The organism is Enterobacter cloacae complex sp. P13B (assembly GCF_014895915.1).
Classification (GTDB): Bacteria; Pseudomonadota; Gammaproteobacteria; order Enterobacterales; family Enterobacteriaceae; genus Enterobacter; species Enterobacter bugandensis.
In genome coordinates, this window is the sequence record NZ_JADBQN010000040.1 from 1 (window position 1) to 19,416 (window position 19,416).

The window sequence follows — 19,416 nt, forward strand, 5'->3', positions numbered from 1 at the left end:
ATAGTAAAATCCTGATTAAACTGGGCTTTGCGAATCAATGAGTACCATTAAAGATCAGCTGCTTACTTAAATAATTACCGAGTAAGCTTGAGGGGGGGAGATTGCGGCATGGCAGTATAAAAAAGGCCCATGATTAATACGATAATGGGCCGTTCTGTAAAGCTAAGATATTATGAATATTTTAATTTTTTTCAAAAAGATATGGTGAAATAAAAACCTTTCGATTAATTGCAAGATAATCCGACCACCATTGCATCATCGCTTTTCGAGCATCAAGGTATTCCGCTTTATGTATGTAAGCCGCCCGCACGCTGTTGCGCTCCTGATGGCTCATCTGGCGCTCCACTGCATCCTGCGACCATAAACCGGACTCCATCAGGGCGCTGCATGCCATTGCCCTGAGGCCGTGACCGCAGATATCATGTTTAGTGTCGTAACCCATAAGGCGCAGTGCCTTATTCACGGTGTTTTCACACATCGGTTTATATGGGTTATGGTCGCCGGGGAAGACCAGCTCACCATCACCGGAGATATCTTTAATCCGTTTCAGAATGGCGATGGCCTGTTCTGAGAGGGGTACGATATGAGCAGTGCGCATTTTGGCACCGCGCCCGGAATAACGCACGCCTGCAATGGCTTCGCGTGTGGCGGGTATCGTCCAGGTTCTATTTCTGAAATCTATTTCTGACCAGCGGGCAAAGCGCAGCTCACTGGAGCGAATGAACAGATGCAGCGTCAACAGGACGGCAAGCCGGGTCAGTTCACGGCCTTGATGATATGCCTCAATACGTTCAAGCAGTTCAGGCAGCCGCTCCAGTGGCAGGGCGGGATAATGCCGTCTGACGGGAGGAGCCGTTACGCCGTCAAGGTTTGCCGCCGGGTTGCTGTCGATTAACCCCTGATGAACTGCATGACGCATGATGTTGCTGAGGTGCTGCCGCGTGCGGGACGCAACTTCAAGCAGTCCTTTTTCCTCAATCCCTTTCAGCAGGCCAATGAAATGCCGGGGTTTAAGCTCTGAGACTGACAGGTGGCCGATAACCGGAAATACATGATTGTTCAGGCTGGCAAGCAGACGGTCAGCGGTGTTCTGCGACCATTTTTTATTACTTTTATGCCACGCCAGTGCCACGATTTTAAATACTTTCTCCGATGTGTAGGCTCCGCGTTCAACTGCCCGCTGCTGTGCCGGGTTGATGTTCAGCGCCAGCATCTTACGGATACCTTCGCGCTGCTGGCGGGCATCAGACAGGGAAACGGCAGGATAGGCACCCAGTGCAATGCGGGATTCTTTGCCGTTTATACGATATTTGAGATACCAGTGACGTGAGCCGCCCGGTTTGACAAGAAGATACAGACCGTGAGAATCGGAGACTTTAAAGGATTTATCAGAAGGTTTAAGAGTGCGGATTTTCGCATCGGTAAGGGACATATGGGGGTCACTCCATTATCGAACTAACCTGACCCCAGATTTGACCACCAATTTTTCCCGATGCGGAGGATTAAATCAAAATACACCGGGAAGAATTTTCACGCTAACCTCTTGAATCAGTATCAGATAAAGATTCGCAAGGAGGCATGAAAACAGGAAATTGGCTCCTCTGACTGGACTCGAACCAGTGACATACGGATTAACAGTCCGCCGTTCTACCGACTGAACTACAGAGGAATCGTGTGAACGGGGCGCATATTATCGACCTGCGTTCGCCTTGTCAAAGGGTGGATCAACGCCTTTTGATCGTTTGCTGACAAAATCGGCAAAATGATGTTTTTGACAGCGGAATGCACCGTAATGGTGCGGATATACCTCTAATGGGGCAGATCGTAAACTGCTGTTTCAGTAATAAATCCCCCCTCAATGATTAGGTTTCCTTATTTTCAGGCGGTTAGCGAACAATTCAGACCGCACGGTAAAAGTGGCATTCATATTGCAAAACCTGTTCAACAACGATAGCCAGTACCGGCAATGCATTTCGAACAGGGGGCAAAATGAACTTAAGACGACTGAAATACTTCGTAAAAATCGTCGATATCGGCAGCCTGACTCAAGCGGCAGAAGTGCTGCACATCGCGCAGCCTGCGCTGAGCCAGCAGGTGGCTACTCTGGAAGGCGAGATGGATCAGCAGTTACTGATCCGCACCAAACGCGGCGTCACGCCAACGGAAGCAGGCAAGATCCTGTATACCCACGCCCGCACTATCCTGCGTCAGTGTGAACAGGCGCAGCTTGCGGTGAACAACGTGGGCCAGACCCTGAGCGGGCACGTTTCTATCGGGCTGGCGCCGGGAACGGCGGCGTCCTCTATCACTATGCCGCTTCTGCAGGCCGTGCGCGCTGAGCTTCCGGAAGTGCTGGTCTATCTGCATGAAAACAGTGGCTCTGTACTGAATGACAAGCTGCTCAACGGCCAACTGGACATGGCGGTCCTTTACGATCGCTCCCCGGTTGCCGGGATCACCAGCCAGCCGCTGCTCAAGGAAGATCTCTACCTCGTGGGCACCCGCGACTGTCCGGGCCAGAGCGTCGATCTTACCGCCGTGGCAGAGATGAACCTCTATCTGCCGCGCGACTACAGCGCCGTGCGCGTGCGTGTGGACGAAGCGTTCTCCCTGCGCCGCCTGACGGCCAAAATCATCGGCGAAATCGACTCAATCTCCACGCTTACCGCGGCCATTGCCAGCGGAATGGGTGTCACCGTACTGCCGGAATCCGCCGCGCGCTCGCTGTGCGGTGCGGCAAACGGCTGGATGGCGCGGATCACCACGCCTTCGATGAGCCTGCCGCTGTCGCTGAACATGTCCGCTCGCGGCTCGCTGTCGCCTCAGGCGCAAGCGGTAAAAGAGATTTTAATGTCGCTGGTCAGCAAGCCGTCGCTTGAGAACCGTGAGCTCCAGCTCGTGAGCTAATATTCCAGAAAAGCATAAGATGCTGGTTTTTATTATTTGTTCTGCAGCTCGGCTGACTCTAACAATAGAGCTATGTCAGATGCGCCGGAGTGAATCGTGAATTTCCAGCAACTTAAAATTATCCGTGAGGCGGCCAGGCGGGACTACAACCTGACCGAGGTCGCCAATATGCTTTATACCTCTCAGTCCGGCGTCAGCCGCCATATCCGCGAGCTGGAAGAGGAGCTGGGCATAGAGATCTTTATCCGCCGCGGCAAGCGGCTGCTCGGCATGACGGAGCCGGGTAAAGCATTGCTCACCATCGCGGAACGGATCCTCAACGAAGCCAGCAACGTGCGTCGCCTGGCGGATCTCTTCACCAATGATGCCTCCGGCGTGCTCACCATCGCCACCACCCACACCCAGGCGCGCTACAGCCTGCCGCCGGTGATCAAAGCCTTCCGCGAACTTTTCCCTGACGTCCGTCTGGAGCTTATCCAGGGCACGCCGCAGGAAATTGAAGTGCTGCTGCAAAACGGTGGGGCAGATATCGGCATTGCCAGCGAGCGGTTGAGCAACGACCCGCTACTGGTGGCCTTCCCCTGGTTCCGCTGGTACCACAGCCTGTTGCTCCCGCTCGATCATCCGTTGAATCAGGTTTCACCACTGACGCTGGAAGCGATCGCGAAATGGCCGCTGATTACGTATCGCCAGGGCATAACCGGACGCTCGCGCATAGACGAGGCCTTCAACCGTAAAGGATTAACGCCGGACATCGTGCTGAGCGCGCAGGACTCTGACGTGATCAAAACCTACGTCGAGCTGGGTCTGGGCATTGGCCTGGTGGCGGAACAGTCCAGCGGAGAACGCGAAGACGGGAACCTGGTGCGCCTGGATACGCGGCATCTGTTTGACGCCAATACAGTGTGGCTGGGCCTGAAGCGCGGGCAGCTGCAGCGCAACTATGTGTGGCGCTTTATCGAGCTGTGCAATGCCGGGCTGTCGGTGGACGAGATCAAACGCCAGGTCATGGAGCCGGAAGAAGTGGCGATTGATTATCAGATTTAATAATGCAACTTAGGCAAGCAGTCTGTTATCGTTTATGCCCGGTGCGTTAGTATCGCGGCATAAATTTTATGAAGTATGCATGCAGGAATAAATACTGAATATATTGATAGCAAAAGCTTATGCGTGTTAAAAATGGAGGCTACGTCGATGCCGGGAGGGCACAATGGCAAATGTTATTCATGATTTTATTTATGATATCTGCCACTCAGGAAATCTTGAGGCAGCTGTTCAACAATATGCACTCTATTACCACTATCTTGACGATTATACCTTCATTTTTGCAGCGCAGAAAGGTGCGACTCCGGGCTTATCGGTTAACAGGAACTTTAGCAGTGGTTCTGCCGTGCGTAGCTTATTCAAAACGCCGCATGTGTTTATTCTTACACCAGACATATTCAGAGAAATGTTTATCTCTGGTAACCGCGTTACATTTCCCATCGACTATTCTATCTCGCTCGATACGCAGGTATTAAGTTATCTTAAGCCTTTCTTTGAAGGGCAAAGATCTCGACTTCCTGATGATTTTGAAGAAATTTTTGACTTCATCGCCAGAGAAGAAGTCAATGTTGATCCTTTGCTGTATGAACTCGAAAATCTTTGTAATTTTAGCGATCTCAATAAACAGGAAAAAATCTTCGAACGCATTCGAGCTTATGAGATGTTACGCAACCTGAATGTTGCGGCTTGGCAGCAGCATAGGCAGTTAAAATTTAATGTGTCTGAACAGGAAATTATAGTTAAAACGCAGCAATATATGGCACGTAAAAATTATGAGTTTATAAATAAGTCGCTAATGGAAGAGCTGGCTCGTGACTATAATCGCTTATATGTATATGTGTTAAAAATGTGCGCGATTCACCTGCGGAACCCAAAAACAAGTGCTAAGCAGGTGCAGGAAAAATTACTCGAACTGCTAGAATTTACTCACAATGAAGCCCATTTCTTTGGCATTAGAGAGATTTTGCTCGCTAAGCGTTTTTTTGAAAATGGTTCTAAGGAAGCCTTTTTTCACAAAGTGAACCGTAATACGGCGGGATTTTGGGAGTACGTTAGAGGTATGGCCTGGGATCTTCGCCATCAGCGCTTTCTCGAATTTGTAATTACCTTAAATATTGATAAAAACGCGGCATTCTTTTTTCCCGCAATCTTAACCTGTGATAAAAAATTCATTGAAGTTCTGGATGCTCATAGCGTCAAAATCATCGTTTTTAATAACAAAACTAAAGAAATTCTTCCATTTTATGATGTTGATTTTATTGAAGAGATAGCGTCATGCGGTGAGCGAGTCAAAGAACGATTAACTTTGCTCTCTACCGAAGAATACCAGTTACAACGTCGCCAGTATCAGGAAGGGCCAGACTACCTTCAATCGTTGGTTAAAACGCTCGAAGCCGAACTTGAGGGCATTTGCGGTATTGCCTGTGAAAAGAATCCGCTTGGTAACTATTAGTGAGTCACAGATGCAAAAAGCCGGCTTCAAAAGCAGGCTTTTCAAAAATGGCTCCTCTGATGGGTTTGACTTTGCCAGTAACAAACAAATAAATATTTCCCTTTCTGTCAAAACCGCCTGAATGACCACCAATCGGCGGTGATGAGCGAATAGATGTAGTCACTTAATGGTAGAAGTAGGGACATGCTGCTGCATCAACTCAACGATCCAGTCAATAAAAACGCGCAGTTTAGCGTTGACATGGCGGTTAGGCGGGAATGCCAGGTACAGGGGCATTGGAGCGATACGCCAGCGTTCAAATAGCGGAATCAAGGCACCGCGAGCCTGATGTGCTGCCGCCATATAGACCGGCAGCGCAATCACGCCCAATCCCGCTAGCCCAGCTTCGAGGTAAGCATTGCCATCATCCACAGCAAGCACATAGTCGCCCGTAATTTCAATACGTTCACTCTCACCGTGCAGCACCAGAGGATCAATCTTACCGGTGCGTGAGGACAAGAATCCCACGATGCGATGGTCCGTGTTTTCCAGCTCTCGCGGATGCGCGGGGGCGCCGAGGCGTTCCACATAACTCGGTGCAACGTAAACACCGATTTGCAAATCGCCGACATGGCGTGCGATCAGGGACTGGTCGTTGATTTCGCCACCCCGCAGGACGCAATCCACGTTGTCGCCAATCAGATCCACCACCCTGTCACTCACGCCCATGTCAAACTGGATATCAGGGTAGCGCGCGTGAAAAGCCGGTAGCGCGGGCACCAGCACAAGGCGGGCGAGAGGAGTGGGCACATCCACCCTTAGGCGTCCCCTGGGCGTCATCGCCGCACTGGACAGGCTGTTTTCTGCATCTTCCATGTCCGCCAGCAGGCGGATAACGCGCTCGTAGTAGACCGCGCCATCGGGGGTGACGCCGAGCCTGCGAGTGGTGCGATGGAGCAGCTTGACGCGCAGGCGCGCTTCCAGCTGCTGAATAAGCTGCGTCACCGTGGTTTTGCTCATATGGAGCGTTTGGGCAGCCTTTGTGAAGCTGCCTGCCTCCACCACGCGAGCAAAGGCGCGCATCGCATCAAAACGATCCATCCCTTGTCCTCTCTTTTCACCGATTGTTTGGATATTACAAACAATGATGGACAAAGTCGCCTGTTTATCCCTCTGCTTCAGCAGCTGTAAAGTCTCTTTACGTTCACCGGGCAGAGTTCGCCCCATTACAAAGGTACACATATGACAACACGCGAAGCCGTTTTTCCCTTCGGGCGCCAGGCGCTCTATGAGCGCAATCGCTATTCACCCGCCATCAAATCTGATGGCTTCTTGTTTGTTTCGGGGCAGGTGGGTAGCCGGGAAGATGGTTCGCCTGAAGAGGATATAAAAGCGCAGATCCGTCTGGCGTTTGATAACCTTAATGCTGTTCTCACGGCTGCGGGCTGCACGTTCGATGACGTGGTTGACGTTACCCTTTTTGTTGTCGATCCTGAGTCAAACCTCGACGCTATCTGGAGTGTCCTGCCAGAATACTGGGGGGAAGCACCTTACCCAACCTTGACCGGGATCGGCGTGACGTGGCTGTACGGTTTTCAGTTTGAGATAAAGGTGATTGCCAGGCTACCCTGAGCATTACGGATCTTTCTGAGGGTCAAAAGACGAGACAGAGGAAAATTAATGAAGGCAGCTGTTTATGACGTGGAAGGCGCTCCCGGCGTCCTGCAGTATGTCGATGTTCCGGATCCGGTCGCAGGGCCTGACGATGTCCTGATTTCTGTCGAGGCTATCTCGATTGAAGGGGGAGATCTGATCAACCGGCGTTCAACACCGCCGCCTTTTCCTTCATGGATTGTTGGCTACGCGGCCGCGGGGACGGTGGTTGCCGTCGGGTCGAAAGTTCGTAGCCGCAAGGTTGGAGACAGAGTGACTGCTTTTAGCATGCAGGGATCGCATGCGGAACGTTGGGCTGTGCCTGCGGAACGAACCTGGCTTATACCAGACGGAGTGGATGCAGCAGAAGCGGCGGTGGTACCTATCTCCTTTGGAACCGCATATCACTGCCTCTTCACACGAGGCATGCTCCGGTACGGAGAAACCGTTCTGATTCAGGCTGCAGCGGGTGGCGTGGGGCTCGCGGCCGTTCAGCTTGCCTCACAAGCTGGCGCGACGGTCATCGCCGTGGCAAGCGGAACGCAGCGAAAAAACCGGTTGCTGGAACTGGGGGCCGATCATGTTGTGGATCGTGTAGAGAATAACGTCGTGGAGAGTGTCCGACAGGTCACTCGTGGCACCGGTGTTAACCTCGTCATCGATCCGGTAGGGACGACGTTGCCCGCGTCGCTTTCTGCACTCGCGCCGGAAGGGCGTCTCGTTTTCGTCGGTAATGCGGGCGGTGGCAGCCTGACAGCCGATTTATGGCCGGCAATGCAGTCTAACCAGACGCTCATGGGGATATTTATGGGCCCCCTTTTTGAAAGGCCTGAGATTCGGGCAAGCGTGGACGAGATGCTGCAGGCTGTAGCGGCAGGGCGCATCAGGGTTGTCATTGACCGCATCTTCCCCCTGGCTAACGCCGCCGCTGCCCATGAATACGCCGAGACAGCGAAACCGCTTGGCCGCATCGTTATGAAGCCATGAGGGGGTTGACCTTAGCCTGGCCCCCACAATGCTCCCGATGCGGAAGCCGCCTCGCATTTCGTTTATCCGATCCGCCATAATTCTTTTAACCGTAAAAACAGTTTTTTATTATCAGCCTTCTTAGTGACGCAATTCGTTCCCACCAGCGCTGCCCTTCGATGGATAACGCCTCTCTGCCCACTTAATTACGAAAAGGAAATCACCATGAATCTGATGAATAACTGCGCATCTCCTGGCATAAATGTTATATTAAAATATAATATTAGGAGGTGCGCTATGTATAAAACTCGCCTGAAAAAGGTCGGCGGATCCATCATGTTGGCGGTTCCTCCCGCCGTGTTGAAAACGCTGGAGCTGTCGACGGACAGCGAAGTCGGCATGACCATTAACAATGGCTGCCTGATCATTGAACCCCAAAAACGGCCTCATTATTCGCTTGAGGAGCTGCTGGCGCAGTGCGATCCGCACGCTGAAATGAGTGAAGAGGATCGGGAATGGATTGATGCGACTGCGGTAGGAAAGGAGATTCTGTAAATGGACAGAGGGGAAATCTGGCTTGTTTCACTGGATCCGATTGCTGGCCATGAGCAAAGCGGAAAACGTCCGGTTCTCATCGTGTCAAAGGCATCGTTTAACAAGCTGACCCGGCTACCGGTAGTGGTTCCCGTCACCAGCGGCGGTAACTTTGCTCGCACGGCAGGTTTCACCGTTTCACTGGAAGGGGCGGGGACAAAAACGATGGGCGTTATTCGCTGCGACCAGCCCAGAACTATTGATATGGCTGCCCGAAACGGCATGCGGCTGGAACGCATACCTGATGCTGTTATAAATGAAGTGCTTGCCAGGCTGGATGCAATTCTGAGTTAGCATCAGAGACGCAGAAAAGCAAAAAGCCTGCTTCAAAAGCAGGCTTTTCAAATTTGGCTCCTCTGACTGGACTCGAACCAGTGACATACGGATTAACAGTCCGCCGTTCTACCGACTGAACTACAGAGGAATCGTGTGAACGAGGCGCATATTATCGACCTCGGTACGCCTTGTCAAAGGGTGAAAACGCGCTTTTTGTTCGTTTGCCGACTATTTCAGCAAATCGCTGATTTTATAGCAAATTCGCGTTGAAATTACACAACGACATGCGCCGCCCGCAGGCGGCGCGAAGGATCAGAACAGCACGGAGTAGTTCAGACCAAACGTACGTCCGCGGCCTTTATAGGTGTACAGGCCCGGTGCACCGTAGGTTGGGCTATACAGCCCCGGCGCGCGCTGGCCCCAGGCGGTGGTGTAGTCTTTGTCCAGCAGGTTTTCCACGCTGAAGCTGACTTTCCCCACCGGCAGGGCGTAGCTGCCCAGGAAATCGACCGTGTTATAGCCATCGATCTTCTTGCCGTCAGCATCAGACACGTCAAAGGTCTGCGTGCTCTGCACGCGCAGGGTCCAGTCGCCCGGCGCCCAGTTGACCCATGCGCTGGCTTTCGACGGGCTGGCGCTGTCGACCGTCAGCTTCTCCCACTTCCCGTTTTCACGGGTTTCAGACTTGATGGCGTTAAAGTTCGCGCCGGTGCTCCAGTCGCTGTCGGTGAAGAAATAGTCCACCTGGCCTTCAATCCCGTAGATACGACGCTTGTCGTCTTCCAGGTTGATGGTCATATCCGTCTTGTTGATGGTGATGGTTTTATCCGAGAGCGAGTAATACGCCGCGACCTGCGTGCGCAGGTTGTCACCGGTGAAGCGCCAGCCCAGCTCGTAGGCGTTGACCTTGATGCCGTCCAGCGTTGAGTCGTTGACGTTCACGCTGTTCAGCAGGCGATAGTGGCCGTTGCTGAGTTGGTAGGTGCCGGAGCCGTAGTACTTCGCCAGGTCAGGAATTTCAAAGCCCTGGGAGAAGTTAAACCACAGCTGCTGCTGTTCGGTCAGACGACCGAGGATCCCGGCGTTAAACAGGAAGTTGCTGTAATCGGTTTTCCCGCCCGGCACCGCGTCGGCGGAGGTGGCTTTCCCGGTGGCGATGGCCTGCTGCTGGGCGTAGCCAACAAAATCATCCACCTTGTTTTCGGTGTACTGGTAGCGCACGCCGCCGCTCAGGGTGATGGCGTCAATGTCATAGCTCGCCTGCAGGAACGGAGCGAGATTGGTGATGCTGTAGCCAGGATAACGGCCCACGTTGTAGGCGTTGTCCAGCTCCATGCCGCCGCTCGCCGCCGCTTTGCTCAGGTCAAAGAACTGCTGGTTGGCATCGAACGTTTCGTGGTCGGCATCAACACCCCAGGTCAGCGTCAAATCGTCCACCGGCTTGCTGTTCAGCGTCAGCTTGCCGCCGTAAAAATCGGTTTTCTGCTGCGACGCGCCGATGCTGCTCACCACGCCTTTGGTCAGGGTCGGGAACGGGTAGTAGGTCAGGCTCTCGTCACGGTAGTAAATCTGCGCGACCAGATCCTGGCCCCAGAAATCAGTATTGGAGTACTGCAGGTTAATCAGATGGCGCTCGGTGCCCGGCACGCGGTCAGAGTCGAGATTATCCTTGTTGTACGCGGTGGCATCGCCCGTTACCGCCGAGAAGTTCTTCCCGAGATACAGCCCATGCTTGCCGTCGGATTCGCTCTTGTAGTACTGGGTAGTGAGCTGCAACTGCTGGTGATCGTCGATGTTGAGGGTGCCTGTTCCCATCACATCAATACGGTCGGAATACTGGAGGCCGGTCTGGGTGTTGTCGATGATCACCTCGTCGCCGTTGCCGTCATACCAGCCGCCGTAGCGCTGATACGACACCGACAGACGACCGGAGGCGTTGTCGTTGCCGCCGCTGACCGCAGCCGACACGTTCTCATCGTGGTCATTGTGGCTGTTAAACCCGCTTTTTGCTCCGGTCTGGAACTCAACTTCGGTCTCCGGCTGGCCCTTTTTGGTGACGATGTTCACCAGGCCGCCGGTGCTGCCGCCGCCGTACAGTGACGTGGCGCCGGAGATGACTTCGATGCGGTCAATGTTGAACGGGTCGATGGAGTCGAGCTGGCGGCTGTCGCTGCGGGACGAGTTCAGGCGCACGCCGTCCACCATCACCATCATGGAGCGGCCGCGCAGGTTCATGCCGTAGTTGGTACGCCCCTGGCTGCTAACATCCATGCCCGGGATCAGCTGCGCCAGCACCTCTTTAATCTCTTTCCCGCCCTGAACCTGTTGCTCGATCTCAGAGCGTTCAATGACCCAGGTGGTCTGCGCCATCTCGGCCACGCTGCGGTGCGCGCGGCTGGCAGAGACCACGATATTTTCTTCCTTTTGTTCTTCCGCCCACGCAGAGGTAGAAAGCATTGCAAGCAAGCAAGGATTTAAAACCCAAAGATGAGAACGTTTCATTGTTATGTTGATCCTGATTGTGTGTGTCAGTACTCAGTGGTTTTTGCTAACGATTTAAAAACCTGGCTGCTCTCCGGGCTGGTGGTGCTCCGCCAGTGGATAACGCCAGGGGTGGTGGCCAGTTCAAACGGCTCGTCGGCATGTGCGCGATTCAGAATTCGCGCCGCGCGCCAGGCCATCAGGCTGAGCTGGGGTTCGGCAATGCCGAGACGGTGCATCCCGGCGTTCACGGCGAACAGGCGGTTGCTCTGCGGACCGTCCCATTCGAGGGTGAAATCGTTGTTAATGCAGAACGCTTCGTCCGCATCCAGATGCAGGCGGTGAGACAGCGGCGCGAGGAACGCGGGCTGCACGGTGCGGTAGCCGGTGGCAAAAATCACCACGTCGCTCTCCAGCTGCTCGTGGCCGCCGTCGAGGTGATGCTGAATGCTCAGGCGATGTCCGGTTTCCTGACGCGTCAGGGCCGTCACCGAGCGGGACGGCATCAGGTGCGCCCAGGGTTTTTCACGCAGCACTTCGAAGCGGTGGTACATGGCGCGGTAAATCGCCAGCAGGGACTCGGTGGTGATGCCGTCGGAGGTCATCTTCTGCTCGTGCAGCATCTGACGACGCGCCTCTTCACCGAGCGTGGAGAAGCTGTCCACGTACTCCGGCGTGAAATACTCGTTAGCAAAGGCGGCTTCATCCAGCGCGTTGTAGTTATTGCGGCGCGAGACCCAATTCAGGCTCAGCGGCTGGCCCCATTCGCCACGGAAAATATTCAGGAACAGGTCGGCGCCGCTCTGGCCGCCGCCGACAACGGTGACGCGCTTGCCGGCGAGATCCGGCGTGCGCAGCATCATCTCGCTGGCGTGGAAGCAGGTATCGTCCTGCGCCGTGACGCAGTCAGGCAGGTTGATCTGTTTGCCAATCCCCACGCAGACGTGGCGCGCCAGGAAGCGGTCGCGCTGGGTCACCACCTCAAACAGGCCGTTTTTCTCATCAAAGCTCACCTGCTGCACCTGCTGGCTGAAGGCGAGGTTGGTGAGGTTGTCTGCCGCCCAGCACAGGTAGTCGGCAAACTCTTCGCGGGAAACCGTGCGCTGCTCGGTGGTCAGGAAGCGGTAGAACTTTTTGCGCTGCACCAGGTAGTTCAGAAAGCTGTGGCGGTTGGTCGGCTCCACGGCGCTGACCAGATCCTTCAGGAAGCTGGTCTGCATGTGGCAGTCCGGCACCATCATGCCCGGGTGCCACGAGAAGTGCGGTTTACGCTCAAGGAACAGCGAGCTAAAGCCGTCCAGACCTTCTGCGAGGGCGGCGACGCTGAGGTTAAACGGGCCAATACCAATGCCGATGAAATCATAGGTTTTCATTGCGCGGACTCCCGGGAGGCCAGAAAAAGAGGGTTATCAAGATCGGTAACGTAGTTCGGCAGCATGCGGCTGCCGCCGTCGTGTTCGGAGAAGGTCAGTTTGACCGGGTTGAGGATCACGCGAATAATCTGCGGCTTAAACAGATCGAATTTCGCAAAGCGCTCCGCAAGCTCCGGATGCGCGGCCATATAGCGGTGCAGCACCCCGGCGAGGATCTGATAGAAACGCGTTTCGCTGACGCCGCTTTGCAGCGTGAGGCGTGAAATAAAGCGCAGCACCGTCACAAAGTTGCCGGTTTGCAGGTCGTGGATGATGTAATCCACGCTCAGGCGCGCTGTCACCGCTTTTACCTGCTCCGGCAGGCTCTGCGCCTGCGGGAAATCCTCGTCCACCAGGCGCATATCGCCCTGGAAATCCTTCAGCAGGATCCGCTGCGGGACGTAGTCCTTCATCACCAGCGTCACGTTCTGGCCGTGGGCAATCAGCGCCACGCCGTAGCGGCAGAGCAGGTGGTAGAACGGGATCACCGTTGCCTCGAACAGCTTTTCCAGCCACGCGTCGGCGCTTAACCCCGAGCGTTTAATCCACGCGTCGATCAGCGGGTGCCCGGTGTTGTCGGTTTCCATTAGCGCCGCCATCAGCACCGCCTGTTCGCCGTCCTGTAAATAGCAGGATGGGTTCTCGCGCCAGATCACGCCCAGCATCTCCTGGTAGCGGTAGGGCGCTTTCGGCAGCGCCGCGTAGCCCGGATGCGACAGATACCCGGCGGCGGGTTCGCCCAGCACCTGCGCGCCGGAGCGGATCAGCGTGGCGTCAGCGGCGAACTGTTGCTGCAGCCAGCGCGAAGCCAGAGGCCCGGCGGCAATATACTTGCCCGGAATGCCGCGATAGCAGGAGGTGTTGTAGATGGTCAGCGGCAGCTTGATGTCATACGGCGCGCGGCGGCTGGCGTTGGTGAGCGTGCGCAGGGACTGCTGGGCAAGATACTCATCGCCAAACTCGCCCAGCTCAACCATTTCTCCGCGCGCCAGCTGCGCAAGAAAATGAATGGCAATTTTTTGCTGCCACTGCCACGGGTGCAGCGGCACGGGCAGCCAGCCGTCGTCGAGACCCAGCGCCTGCCAGCGAGCGTCAAACCGGGCGCGCTCGGCATCGTCCATGGTGCTGGCCAGCAGAGCGTGAATGTCGCAATCGGCGTCGCTGCTCCAGACCAGATGTTCACGCTGGACGGCGACCCAGTGCAGGCGGAAGCGCCCGCGGTATTCCGGCGCGTACTGGCGCAGCGCGTCCAGACCCCAGCCGCGGCGGCCTTTGTTGAAAATAAACTTCGGGTGGCCGCTCATCAGACACTGTAATTCGTCCGGGTCGAGGTGGATCAGCGCGTCCGCGTCCAGTGCTTCACGCGCCTGCAGCAGCTGCATGTCGCCGCGCAGCGTGGCGTAGAGATCTTCCATGTGCTCCGCCGTTTGCGCGTCGCTCATCTCCAGCACCGTCGCCAGTTGCAGCAGCGCGCTCTCCGCTTCCACGGCGGCGCCGCTGGCGGTGGTCAGGCTGTCCGGGTCGATATGCAGCCAGCCCCAGATCCCGCGCGCGGCGCGAAACTGCCAGCACTCGTTGCCCATGGCGATGCGCCAGCCGTCCGATGAAACGGGCTCAGCGCGCAGGGTGCGTTCGTATTCCAGCTCCGCGAGGATCTTCGCCACCATCTCGCGGTTCACTTTCTGCCAGAGCGCGTTCACAGGCCCACCTCGCTGAAGAAGCGGTGACGCTGGCTCATGATGAGGCGCGAGCGCTTGTGCGGGAAGTCGAACTCTTTCACCGTGTCGAATCCGGCGGAGGCCAGATGGCGGAACAGGCGCTGGTTGTCGAAGCGCGGCTCGGCCACGATGCGCGCGGTGCGCGGTTCATCGAGATACAGATAGTGGCTCAGGCCGCGCAGCCAGCTGCGGATATACTGCGCGCCGCGCCAGTTTTCTTCGCCCACCAGCATGTGCAGCCCGCGGTCAAACGGCTGCCAGCGGTAGTGGCGGCCAATGCGGTCTTCTGCCGCCCAGTAGAGTTCAAAATAGCCAAACGGCTGGTCGTCGAAGCAGCCGATAACCGGGTAGCAGTAGGTCGAGTCAAGCTGGCGGCGCAGGTAGTTTTCCTGCTCGGCCTGCGGGCCCGCCATCTCCCAGAAGGCGTTCACGCGCGGGTTATTCATCCATTGAGTGAAACGCTCGCCGTCCAGCGCCACGTCCGCCACGCGGAAGCTCAAAGTGCGCTTGATTTGCGGATCGTAACGGCGATATACCTCGCCCTGCGGGCGACGAGGACGCAGCGGGAAGTACAGCTGACGGCTCTCATCAAACTGCATCCCGCCGCTTGCCTGCGGACGTTCGCCTTGCAGCCACAGCGGCAGCTGCCAGAAGGTTTCTCGCGCCAGATAATCCCCGTGGGCCTGGCTAAACAGCGCCTGCGCCTGGGGCTCATCCTGCCAGTCCGCCCACGGCAGGGTAATGCCGGTCAGGGCGGGCGCGGCCACAAACAGCTGATCGAGGGCTTCCACCAGCCAGCCGGCCGGGATCCCGGTCAGACGCTCCAGCACCGCGCTGCCGTCAAGACCCAGCGTCAGCGGCAGGTTTTGTTCCGTTGCGGTGCAGCGAAAGCCGTAGCCGGAATGGACGATATTCGCGATGGCCATCACGCCTTCTCCTTGTAAAACGGGTTGCTAAAGTCGAAATAGATCACCGCCGGATCGACGATGGTGTTCTCATTGCGATCGTGCAGGTAGCAGAAGAAGTTGCCTTTGCAGTTCCAGGTCGGGCTGTCGAGCACGTAGTCGAGGCAGCGGGTCTGCTTCGCCGTCGTGCGCAGCCCGGCCAGCGCGTCACGCACGCGGGACATCAGGTGCTCTTCGCTGTCGAAACCGACGGCGGCGAGAGCGGCGGTGACCGCAAGGGTGGAGTTCAGCAGCAGGTAATAAGGGAAGTAGCGCAGCAGCTGGCTTTCACCGAAGCGGTTTTCTACGTCGGTTTCGCCCGCCTCTTTAAGCCACGCGTCGGCCCCTTCGGTCCAGGCGCTGCCCTGGCAGTCGCGGTAGATCAGCCCTACGGGGAAATCCTGCTGCATCTCAACGAGGATATTTTGCTGGTGCGCCAGCAGCACCAGACCGTAGTCCGCCTCGGCGCTGAACAGCGGAAGCAACACGCGGTCGCAGTAGGCGTCCAGCCAGCAGCGGGCGGCCTGGGCGAGCGGTAAATCCAGACGCTGGCTTAGACGGCGTACCGCTGCGGCCAGCAGGCTGTCGCCGCCGTCAGGCGCGGCCTGCGTCAGGCTGACCAGCACGTTGGTCTGGGTGTCTGGCGTATCGAACAGCAGGTTAACGCGCAGGGCCATCAGGCTCTCTTCCTGAACGACGCCGCTTTCATCACGCAGTCCTGCCCAGCCGTCTTCCTGCATCACGCGCATGGTCGGGTAGCGGGCCTGTAAATCTTGCCAGCGTTCTGTTTTCGCCAGCCGCGCCAGGCGCATACCGCGCTTAACCTCTTTGACCGACAGCGTGCGCACGGAGTTGGTCAGGCGCACGCTGAGGGAGAATTTAATCATGTCGCTGTTGGTTTCGCTGTACAACGAGCGTGAGGAGCTGGTGGGCAGCCACTGTGCGCCCGCTTCACCCAGATCCTGTAATGAACCGTTTGCCGCCAGACGCTGACACCAGTCCTGCTCCAGCAGATAGTCGGCCTGCCACGGATGCATCGGCAGCAGCCAGCGGGTGTCGGTGAAGTGGCCGAGCAGATCGGGCGCGCTCTGGGCGGCGAAGCGCAGCAGACGCTCGCGCAGGGAGACGTTCAGGCTGTCGCCGGCAACGAGCGTGCTCTCAACGGCAAACCAGCGCAGCGGGAAGCGGGAGCCGAAATCCGGCAGATACCGGCGCGCCTCGGTTTCGTTGAACGGCTCGTGGGATTTTGGCGCAGGGTGAAACGCGTGGCCCACCAGCAGCGCCTGTTCCGCTTCGGCAAACGTCAGCGGCTTGTCGCGCAGCGTTGCCCAGCCGTGGCGCAAATCAATCGCCTGCCAGGTATGGGTATGGCTTTCCAGCGCGCGCTGTTTAAAACGCGTCAGCGTATCGGCATCCAGTGAGCCTTTAACTGAGGGTTTTTCAAGAATTAAATCAATCAGTTGAGTGAAAGTGACGGCGTCACCTCTGTCGCTATCGCTCTGAATAAGCGTTGCCGGGAAACGGTACTGATGATGCTGGGTGGGGGAGAAATAGCGTACCGGAACCCGAAGGGCCTGGGAGGAAGAGAGTGGAATATGAATGTGCGCTAACTCATCCGCTGCGGCTGCAGGGAGATAGCGCCAGTCCTTCGTTTCGCGTAACAGGGCGTTTAAAAAACACTGGGCTGCAACGTCTGTACCGGCAGAGCGGGGCAGAGCACGCATAGATGTACCTCATTCCATGACTGATAATAATTCTCGTTATGATATTCATTCTGTTTACAGTGGCAACTATTTTTGCAATATTTGTTTTCATTAACTTCATAATTTCCACACATTTATTGACACTATGTTCACATTTTCATGCGCGCTGATTCTGAAACGTTGACCGAAAATATCACCTCCAAAGCCAACTGGCCCCTGGCGCTCTGCGCGGGCCTGCTGGGCATCGGGCAAAACGGTTTGCTGGTCATGCTTCCGCAGCTGGTGACCCTGACCGGACTTTCACTCTCGGTCTGGGCCGGGCTGCTGATGTTCGGCTCCATGCTTTTTTTACCCGCGTCCCCCTGGTGGGGACGCCAGAGCGAGCGCCGCGGCTGTAAGGTCGTTATGGTGGCCTCCCTCAGCGGCTATCTCGCCAGCTTTGGCGTCATGGCGCTGGTGGTCTGGGCTATGGCGGCAGGGAGGCTGGAAAGCACCTGGGGGCTGGCGGGGCTGATCCTCTCGCGTCTGCTGTATGGCCTGACGGTGTCGGGCATGGTGCCTGCCGCGCAGACGTGGGCCATTCAGCGTGCGGGCCTGGATAAACGCATGGCGGCGCTGGCAACCATCAGTTCCGGCCTCAGCTGCGGCCGCCTGCTGGGGCCTCCGCTGGCGGCGCTGATGCTCAGCGTTAACCCGGTCGCGCCGCTCTGGCTGATGGCGATCGCGCCGTTAATCGCTCTGCTGCTGGTGCTGCGGGAGGTGGCGGATCCGCCGCTGCCGCCGGTGGCACACCAGGCGACCCGTCTGCAGATGTCCATGCTGCCGTTCCTGCTGCTGGCGATGCTGCTGGCGGCGCTGGTGAGCCTGATGCAGCTCGGCCTGTCACCGCACCTCAGCCCCTTGCTGGACGGCAACGCCCGGGATATCAGCCATCATGTTGCGCTCCTGCTGAGCCTGGCCGCGCTGGCTACGCTCGCGGCGCAGTTCCTGGTGGTTCGTCCGCAGCATTTCAGCCCGCTGACCCTGCTTTGCATGGCGGCGGTGCTGATGGTGGCTGGGCTGGCGCTAATGTGTATCGCCGAACTGGCGCTGTTCTATGTGGGGATTGCTATCACTTCGCTCGGCGCGGCAATGGCAACACCGGGCTATCAGCTGCTGCTGAACGATCGCCTGACCACGGGGAAGGGGGCGGGCGCTATTGCGACCAGCCACACGCTGGGCTATGGCGTCAGCGCGCTGCTGGTGCCCGTTGTGACGCGCTTTTTCGGCGAACACTATTTAACGACGGCGGCCTTTGGCGTAGCGGCGCTGTTTTTAGCGCTGAGCATCGGGGTACGGTTAACCGAGCGTACCCCTGTCGAAAAAAATTAATGGACGTGGTGGGATGAAGGGCCGCCAGCGCCCTCATTTTGCCGCAGGCGCTGGAGCGGATCCTGCTGATAAAACTGGCTGAAACGCTGCCACAGCGCCGGGAAACGGGGCGCGAAGAGTTCGGGGGCGCTGAAGAAGTACTCCGAGAGCACCGCAAAGCACTCGGCGGGGTCAGTTGCCGCATAGGCATCAATGCTGGCCGCGCTTTCGCCCACCAGATCGATCTCATCCTGGATGTTATCCATTGCCGCATGCAGGTCGTGCTCCCATCCTGCGACTTCACGTAGCGGAATAAAAGGCACGCCGCTGGCGCGATCCCCGTTGCGGGTATCAAGCTTATGCGCCACCTCGTGAATAATCAGATTAAAGCCTGAGGCGTCGAACGAGTCCTGAATGTCGAGCCAGTTGAGGATAATTGGCCCCTGCTGCCAGCTTTGTCCGGACTGCACCACCCGCTGGTTGTGTACCAGCCCGATATCATCCTCCCACTCGTCATCGACGACGAACGGTGCAGGATAAATCAGCACTTCATGAAAACCGTCCAGCCACTCAATGCCGAGCTCCAGCACCGGCAGGCAGAAAAGCAGGGCGATGCGGGCGTTTTTCAGCGGATCAAGCTCGAACCCCTGCAGCGGCACCAGACGTTTTTGCTGCAAAAAACGATCCGCCATCTGAACCAGCTTCGATTGTTCATCCGGCTTAAGATTCGCCAGAACAGGGATCGCCAGCGCGTCATCCCACGGCAGCGCCATATCCCGGCCAGCCTCATTCGTTTTCCAGGGCCACTTAATCATCGCTTTGCTCGCAAACTCGTCACTTGAACACAAAGGGGAACGTTATCATTGCAACACTTACAGCCCGAATAAACTATCATTTCGTACGTAGCGGTGGGTAGCGCTTTGCAGGCATCACCTT

16 protein-coding genes, 2 tRNA genes and 1 pseudogene are annotated in these 19,416 nt (G+C 56.6%); 9 read left to right on the forward strand and 10 right to left on the reverse strand.

Going from position 1 to position 19,416, the window contains the following annotated elements; translation table 11 throughout:
- Positions 1-181 precede the first annotated feature (181 nt).
- A complete protein-coding gene (locus tag IM273_RS17005; protein ID WP_047955800.1) occupies positions 182-1,432 on the reverse strand; it encodes an integrase arm-type DNA-binding domain-containing protein in 1,251 nt (416 codons plus the stop codon).
- A gap of 161 nt (positions 1,433-1,593) precedes the next feature.
- Positions 1,594-1,669: transfer RNA gene (locus tag IM273_RS17010), tRNA-Asn, on the reverse strand.
- Positions 1,670-1,989: 320 nt separating this feature from the next.
- Between IM273_RS17010 and nac the strand changes: the two genes are divergently transcribed.
- The 3 genes from nac to IM273_RS17025 all read left to right on the forward strand — a co-directional run bounded on the left by nac (position 1,990) and on the right by IM273_RS17025 (position 5,404).
- The gene (gene nac / locus IM273_RS17015) at positions 1,990-2,907 is read left to right on the forward strand and encodes a nitrogen assimilation transcriptional regulator NAC (RefSeq protein WP_028013742.1); all 918 of its coding nucleotides are present in this window, start codon (positions 1,990-1,992) and stop codon (positions 2,905-2,907) included.
- A 96-nt stretch (positions 2,908-3,003) separates the two neighbouring features.
- The gene (gene cbl, locus IM273_RS17020; protein ID WP_048998856.1) at positions 3,004-3,954 is read left to right on the forward strand and encodes an HTH-type transcriptional regulator Cbl; all 951 of its coding nucleotides are present in this window, start codon (positions 3,004-3,006) and stop codon (positions 3,952-3,954) included.
- A gap of 163 nt (positions 3,955-4,117) precedes the next feature.
- Positions 4,118-5,404: a hypothetical protein gene (locus IM273_RS17025; RefSeq protein ID WP_193055564.1), complete on the forward strand. Its 1,287-nt coding sequence runs from the start codon at positions 4,118-4,120 to the stop codon at positions 5,402-5,404.
- Positions 5,405-5,563: 159 nt separating this feature from the next.
- Here the strand turns inward: IM273_RS17025 and IM273_RS17030 are convergent, their stop codons facing one another.
- The gene (locus IM273_RS17030) at positions 5,564-6,484 is read right to left on the reverse strand and encodes a LysR family transcriptional regulator (RefSeq protein ID WP_193051831.1); all 921 of its coding nucleotides are present in this window, start codon (positions 6,482-6,484) and stop codon (positions 5,564-5,566) included.
- Between the two features lie 141 nt (positions 6,485-6,625).
- Between IM273_RS17030 and IM273_RS17035 the strand changes: the two genes are divergently transcribed.
- The 5 genes and pseudogenes from IM273_RS17035 to IM273_RS17050 all read left to right on the forward strand — a co-directional run bounded on the left by IM273_RS17035 (position 6,626) and on the right by IM273_RS17050 (position 8,890).
- Complete coding sequence (locus tag IM273_RS17035; protein WP_045629800.1) at positions 6,626-7,015, forward strand: RidA family protein; 390 nt, start codon at positions 6,626-6,628, stop codon at positions 7,013-7,015.
- Positions 7,016-7,063: 48 nt separating this feature from the next.
- A pseudogene (locus tag IM273_RS22515) lies at positions 7,064-7,315 on the forward strand (alcohol dehydrogenase catalytic domain-containing protein); the annotation flags it as partial.
- A 147-nt stretch (positions 7,316-7,462) separates the two neighbouring features.
- A complete protein-coding gene (locus tag IM273_RS22520; RefSeq protein ID WP_226841194.1) occupies positions 7,463-8,023 on the forward strand; it encodes a zinc-binding alcohol dehydrogenase family protein in 561 nt (186 codons plus the stop codon).
- A 276-nt stretch (positions 8,024-8,299) separates the two neighbouring features.
- A complete protein-coding gene (locus IM273_RS17045) occupies positions 8,300-8,557 on the forward strand; it encodes an antitoxin (RefSeq protein ID WP_028013736.1) in 258 nt (85 codons plus the stop codon).
- The gene (locus tag IM273_RS17050) at positions 8,558-8,890 is read left to right on the forward strand and encodes a type II toxin-antitoxin system PemK/MazF family toxin (protein ID WP_049138518.1); all 333 of its coding nucleotides are present in this window, start codon (positions 8,558-8,560) and stop codon (positions 8,888-8,890) included. It abuts the gene before it with no gap.
- Positions 8,891-8,944: 54 nt separating this feature from the next.
- On the opposite strand, the gene IM273_RS17055 is transcribed toward IM273_RS17050, so the two are convergent.
- The 6 genes from IM273_RS17055 to IM273_RS17080 all read right to left on the reverse strand — a co-directional run bounded on the left by IM273_RS17055 (position 8,945) and on the right by IM273_RS17080 (position 17,151).
- A tRNA-Asn gene (locus IM273_RS17055) sits at positions 8,945-9,020 on the reverse strand.
- Between the two features lie 164 nt (positions 9,021-9,184).
- A complete protein-coding gene (locus IM273_RS17060) occupies positions 9,185-11,374 on the reverse strand; it encodes a TonB-dependent siderophore receptor (RefSeq protein ID WP_193051833.1) in 2,190 nt (729 codons plus the stop codon).
- Positions 11,375-11,400: 26 nt separating this feature from the next.
- Positions 11,401-12,726 (reverse strand): lysine N(6)-hydroxylase/L-ornithine N(5)-oxygenase family protein, encoded by a 1,326-nt coding sequence (locus tag IM273_RS17065; protein ID WP_193051834.1) that lies wholly within the window; start codon positions 12,724-12,726, stop codon positions 11,401-11,403.
- A complete protein-coding gene (iucC, locus tag IM273_RS17070) occupies positions 12,723-14,465 on the reverse strand; it encodes an aerobactin synthase IucC (RefSeq protein WP_275156246.1) in 1,743 nt (580 codons plus the stop codon). Before iucC ends, IM273_RS17065 begins: the two co-directional genes overlap by 4 nt.
- Positions 14,462-15,409 (reverse strand): GNAT family N-acetyltransferase, encoded by a 948-nt coding sequence (locus IM273_RS17075; protein WP_028013731.1) that lies wholly within the window; start codon positions 15,407-15,409, stop codon positions 14,462-14,464. The genes iucC and IM273_RS17075 overlap by 4 nt, the downstream gene beginning before the upstream one ends.
- Positions 15,409-17,151, reverse strand: coding sequence for an IucA/IucC family siderophore biosynthesis protein (locus IM273_RS17080; protein ID WP_193051835.1), 1,743 nt, complete (start codon positions 17,149-17,151; stop codon positions 15,409-15,411). The genes IM273_RS17075 and IM273_RS17080 overlap by 1 nt, the downstream gene beginning before the upstream one ends.
- Positions 17,152-17,289: 138 nt before the next feature.
- On the opposite strand from IM273_RS17080, the gene IM273_RS17085 reads away from it, so the two are divergent.
- Positions 17,290-18,501 carry an MFS transporter gene (locus tag IM273_RS17085; RefSeq protein ID WP_047367861.1) on the forward strand — a complete coding sequence of 404 codons (1,212 nt, stop codon included), beginning with the start codon at positions 17,290-17,292 and terminating at the stop codon, positions 18,499-18,501.
- Here the strand turns inward: IM273_RS17085 and mtfA are convergent.
- The gene (gene mtfA, locus IM273_RS17090; protein WP_045260370.1) at positions 18,498-19,295 is read right to left on the reverse strand and encodes a DgsA anti-repressor MtfA; all 798 of its coding nucleotides are present in this window, start codon (positions 19,293-19,295) and stop codon (positions 18,498-18,500) included. The genes IM273_RS17085 and mtfA overlap by 4 nt on opposite strands.
- Positions 19,296-19,416 lie beyond the last annotated feature (121 nt).

What these genes read in the sequence shown, in the direction of transcription:
- IM273_RS17005 (WP_047955800.1), bottom strand. Translation starts at nt 1,432, where the DNA reads ATGTCCCTTACCGATGCGAAAATCCGCACTCTTAAACCTTCTGATAAA.
- nac (WP_028013742.1), top strand. Translation starts at nt 1,990, where the DNA reads ATGAACTTAAGACGACTGAAATACTTCGTAAAAATCGTCGATATCGGC.
- IM273_RS17025 (WP_193055564.1), top strand. Translation starts at nt 4,118, where the DNA reads ATGGCAAATGTTATTCATGATTTTATTTATGATATCTGCCACTCAGGA.
- IM273_RS17030 (WP_193051831.1), bottom strand. Translation starts at nt 6,484, where the DNA reads ATGGATCGTTTTGATGCGATGCGCGCCTTTGCTCGCGTGGTGGAGGCA.
- IM273_RS17035 (WP_045629800.1), top strand. Translation starts at nt 6,626, where the DNA reads ATGACAACACGCGAAGCCGTTTTTCCCTTCGGGCGCCAGGCGCTCTAT.
- IM273_RS22520 (WP_226841194.1), top strand. Translation starts at nt 7,463, where the DNA reads ATGCTCCGGTACGGAGAAACCGTTCTGATTCAGGCTGCAGCGGGTGGC.
- IM273_RS17045 (WP_028013736.1), top strand. Translation starts at nt 8,300, where the DNA reads ATGTATAAAACTCGCCTGAAAAAGGTCGGCGGATCCATCATGTTGGCG.
- IM273_RS17050 (WP_049138518.1), top strand. Translation starts at nt 8,558, where the DNA reads ATGGACAGAGGGGAAATCTGGCTTGTTTCACTGGATCCGATTGCTGGC.
- IM273_RS17060 (WP_193051833.1), bottom strand. Translation starts at nt 11,374, where the DNA reads ATGAAACGTTCTCATCTTTGGGTTTTAAATCCTTGCTTGCTTGCAATG.
- IM273_RS17065 (WP_193051834.1), bottom strand. Translation starts at nt 12,726, where the DNA reads ATGAAAACCTATGATTTCATCGGCATTGGTATTGGCCCGTTTAACCTC.
- IM273_RS17075 (WP_028013731.1), bottom strand. Translation starts at nt 15,409, where the DNA reads ATGGCCATCGCGAATATCGTCCATTCCGGCTACGGCTTTCGCTGCACC.
- IM273_RS17080 (WP_193051835.1), bottom strand. Translation starts at nt 17,151, where the DNA reads ATGCGTGCTCTGCCCCGCTCTGCCGGTACAGACGTTGCAGCCCAGTGT.
- IM273_RS17085 (WP_047367861.1), top strand. Translation starts at nt 17,290, where the DNA reads ATGCGCGCTGATTCTGAAACGTTGACCGAAAATATCACCTCCAAAGCC.
- mtfA (WP_045260370.1), bottom strand. Translation starts at nt 19,295, where the DNA reads ATGATTAAGTGGCCCTGGAAAACGAATGAGGCTGGCCGGGATATGGCG.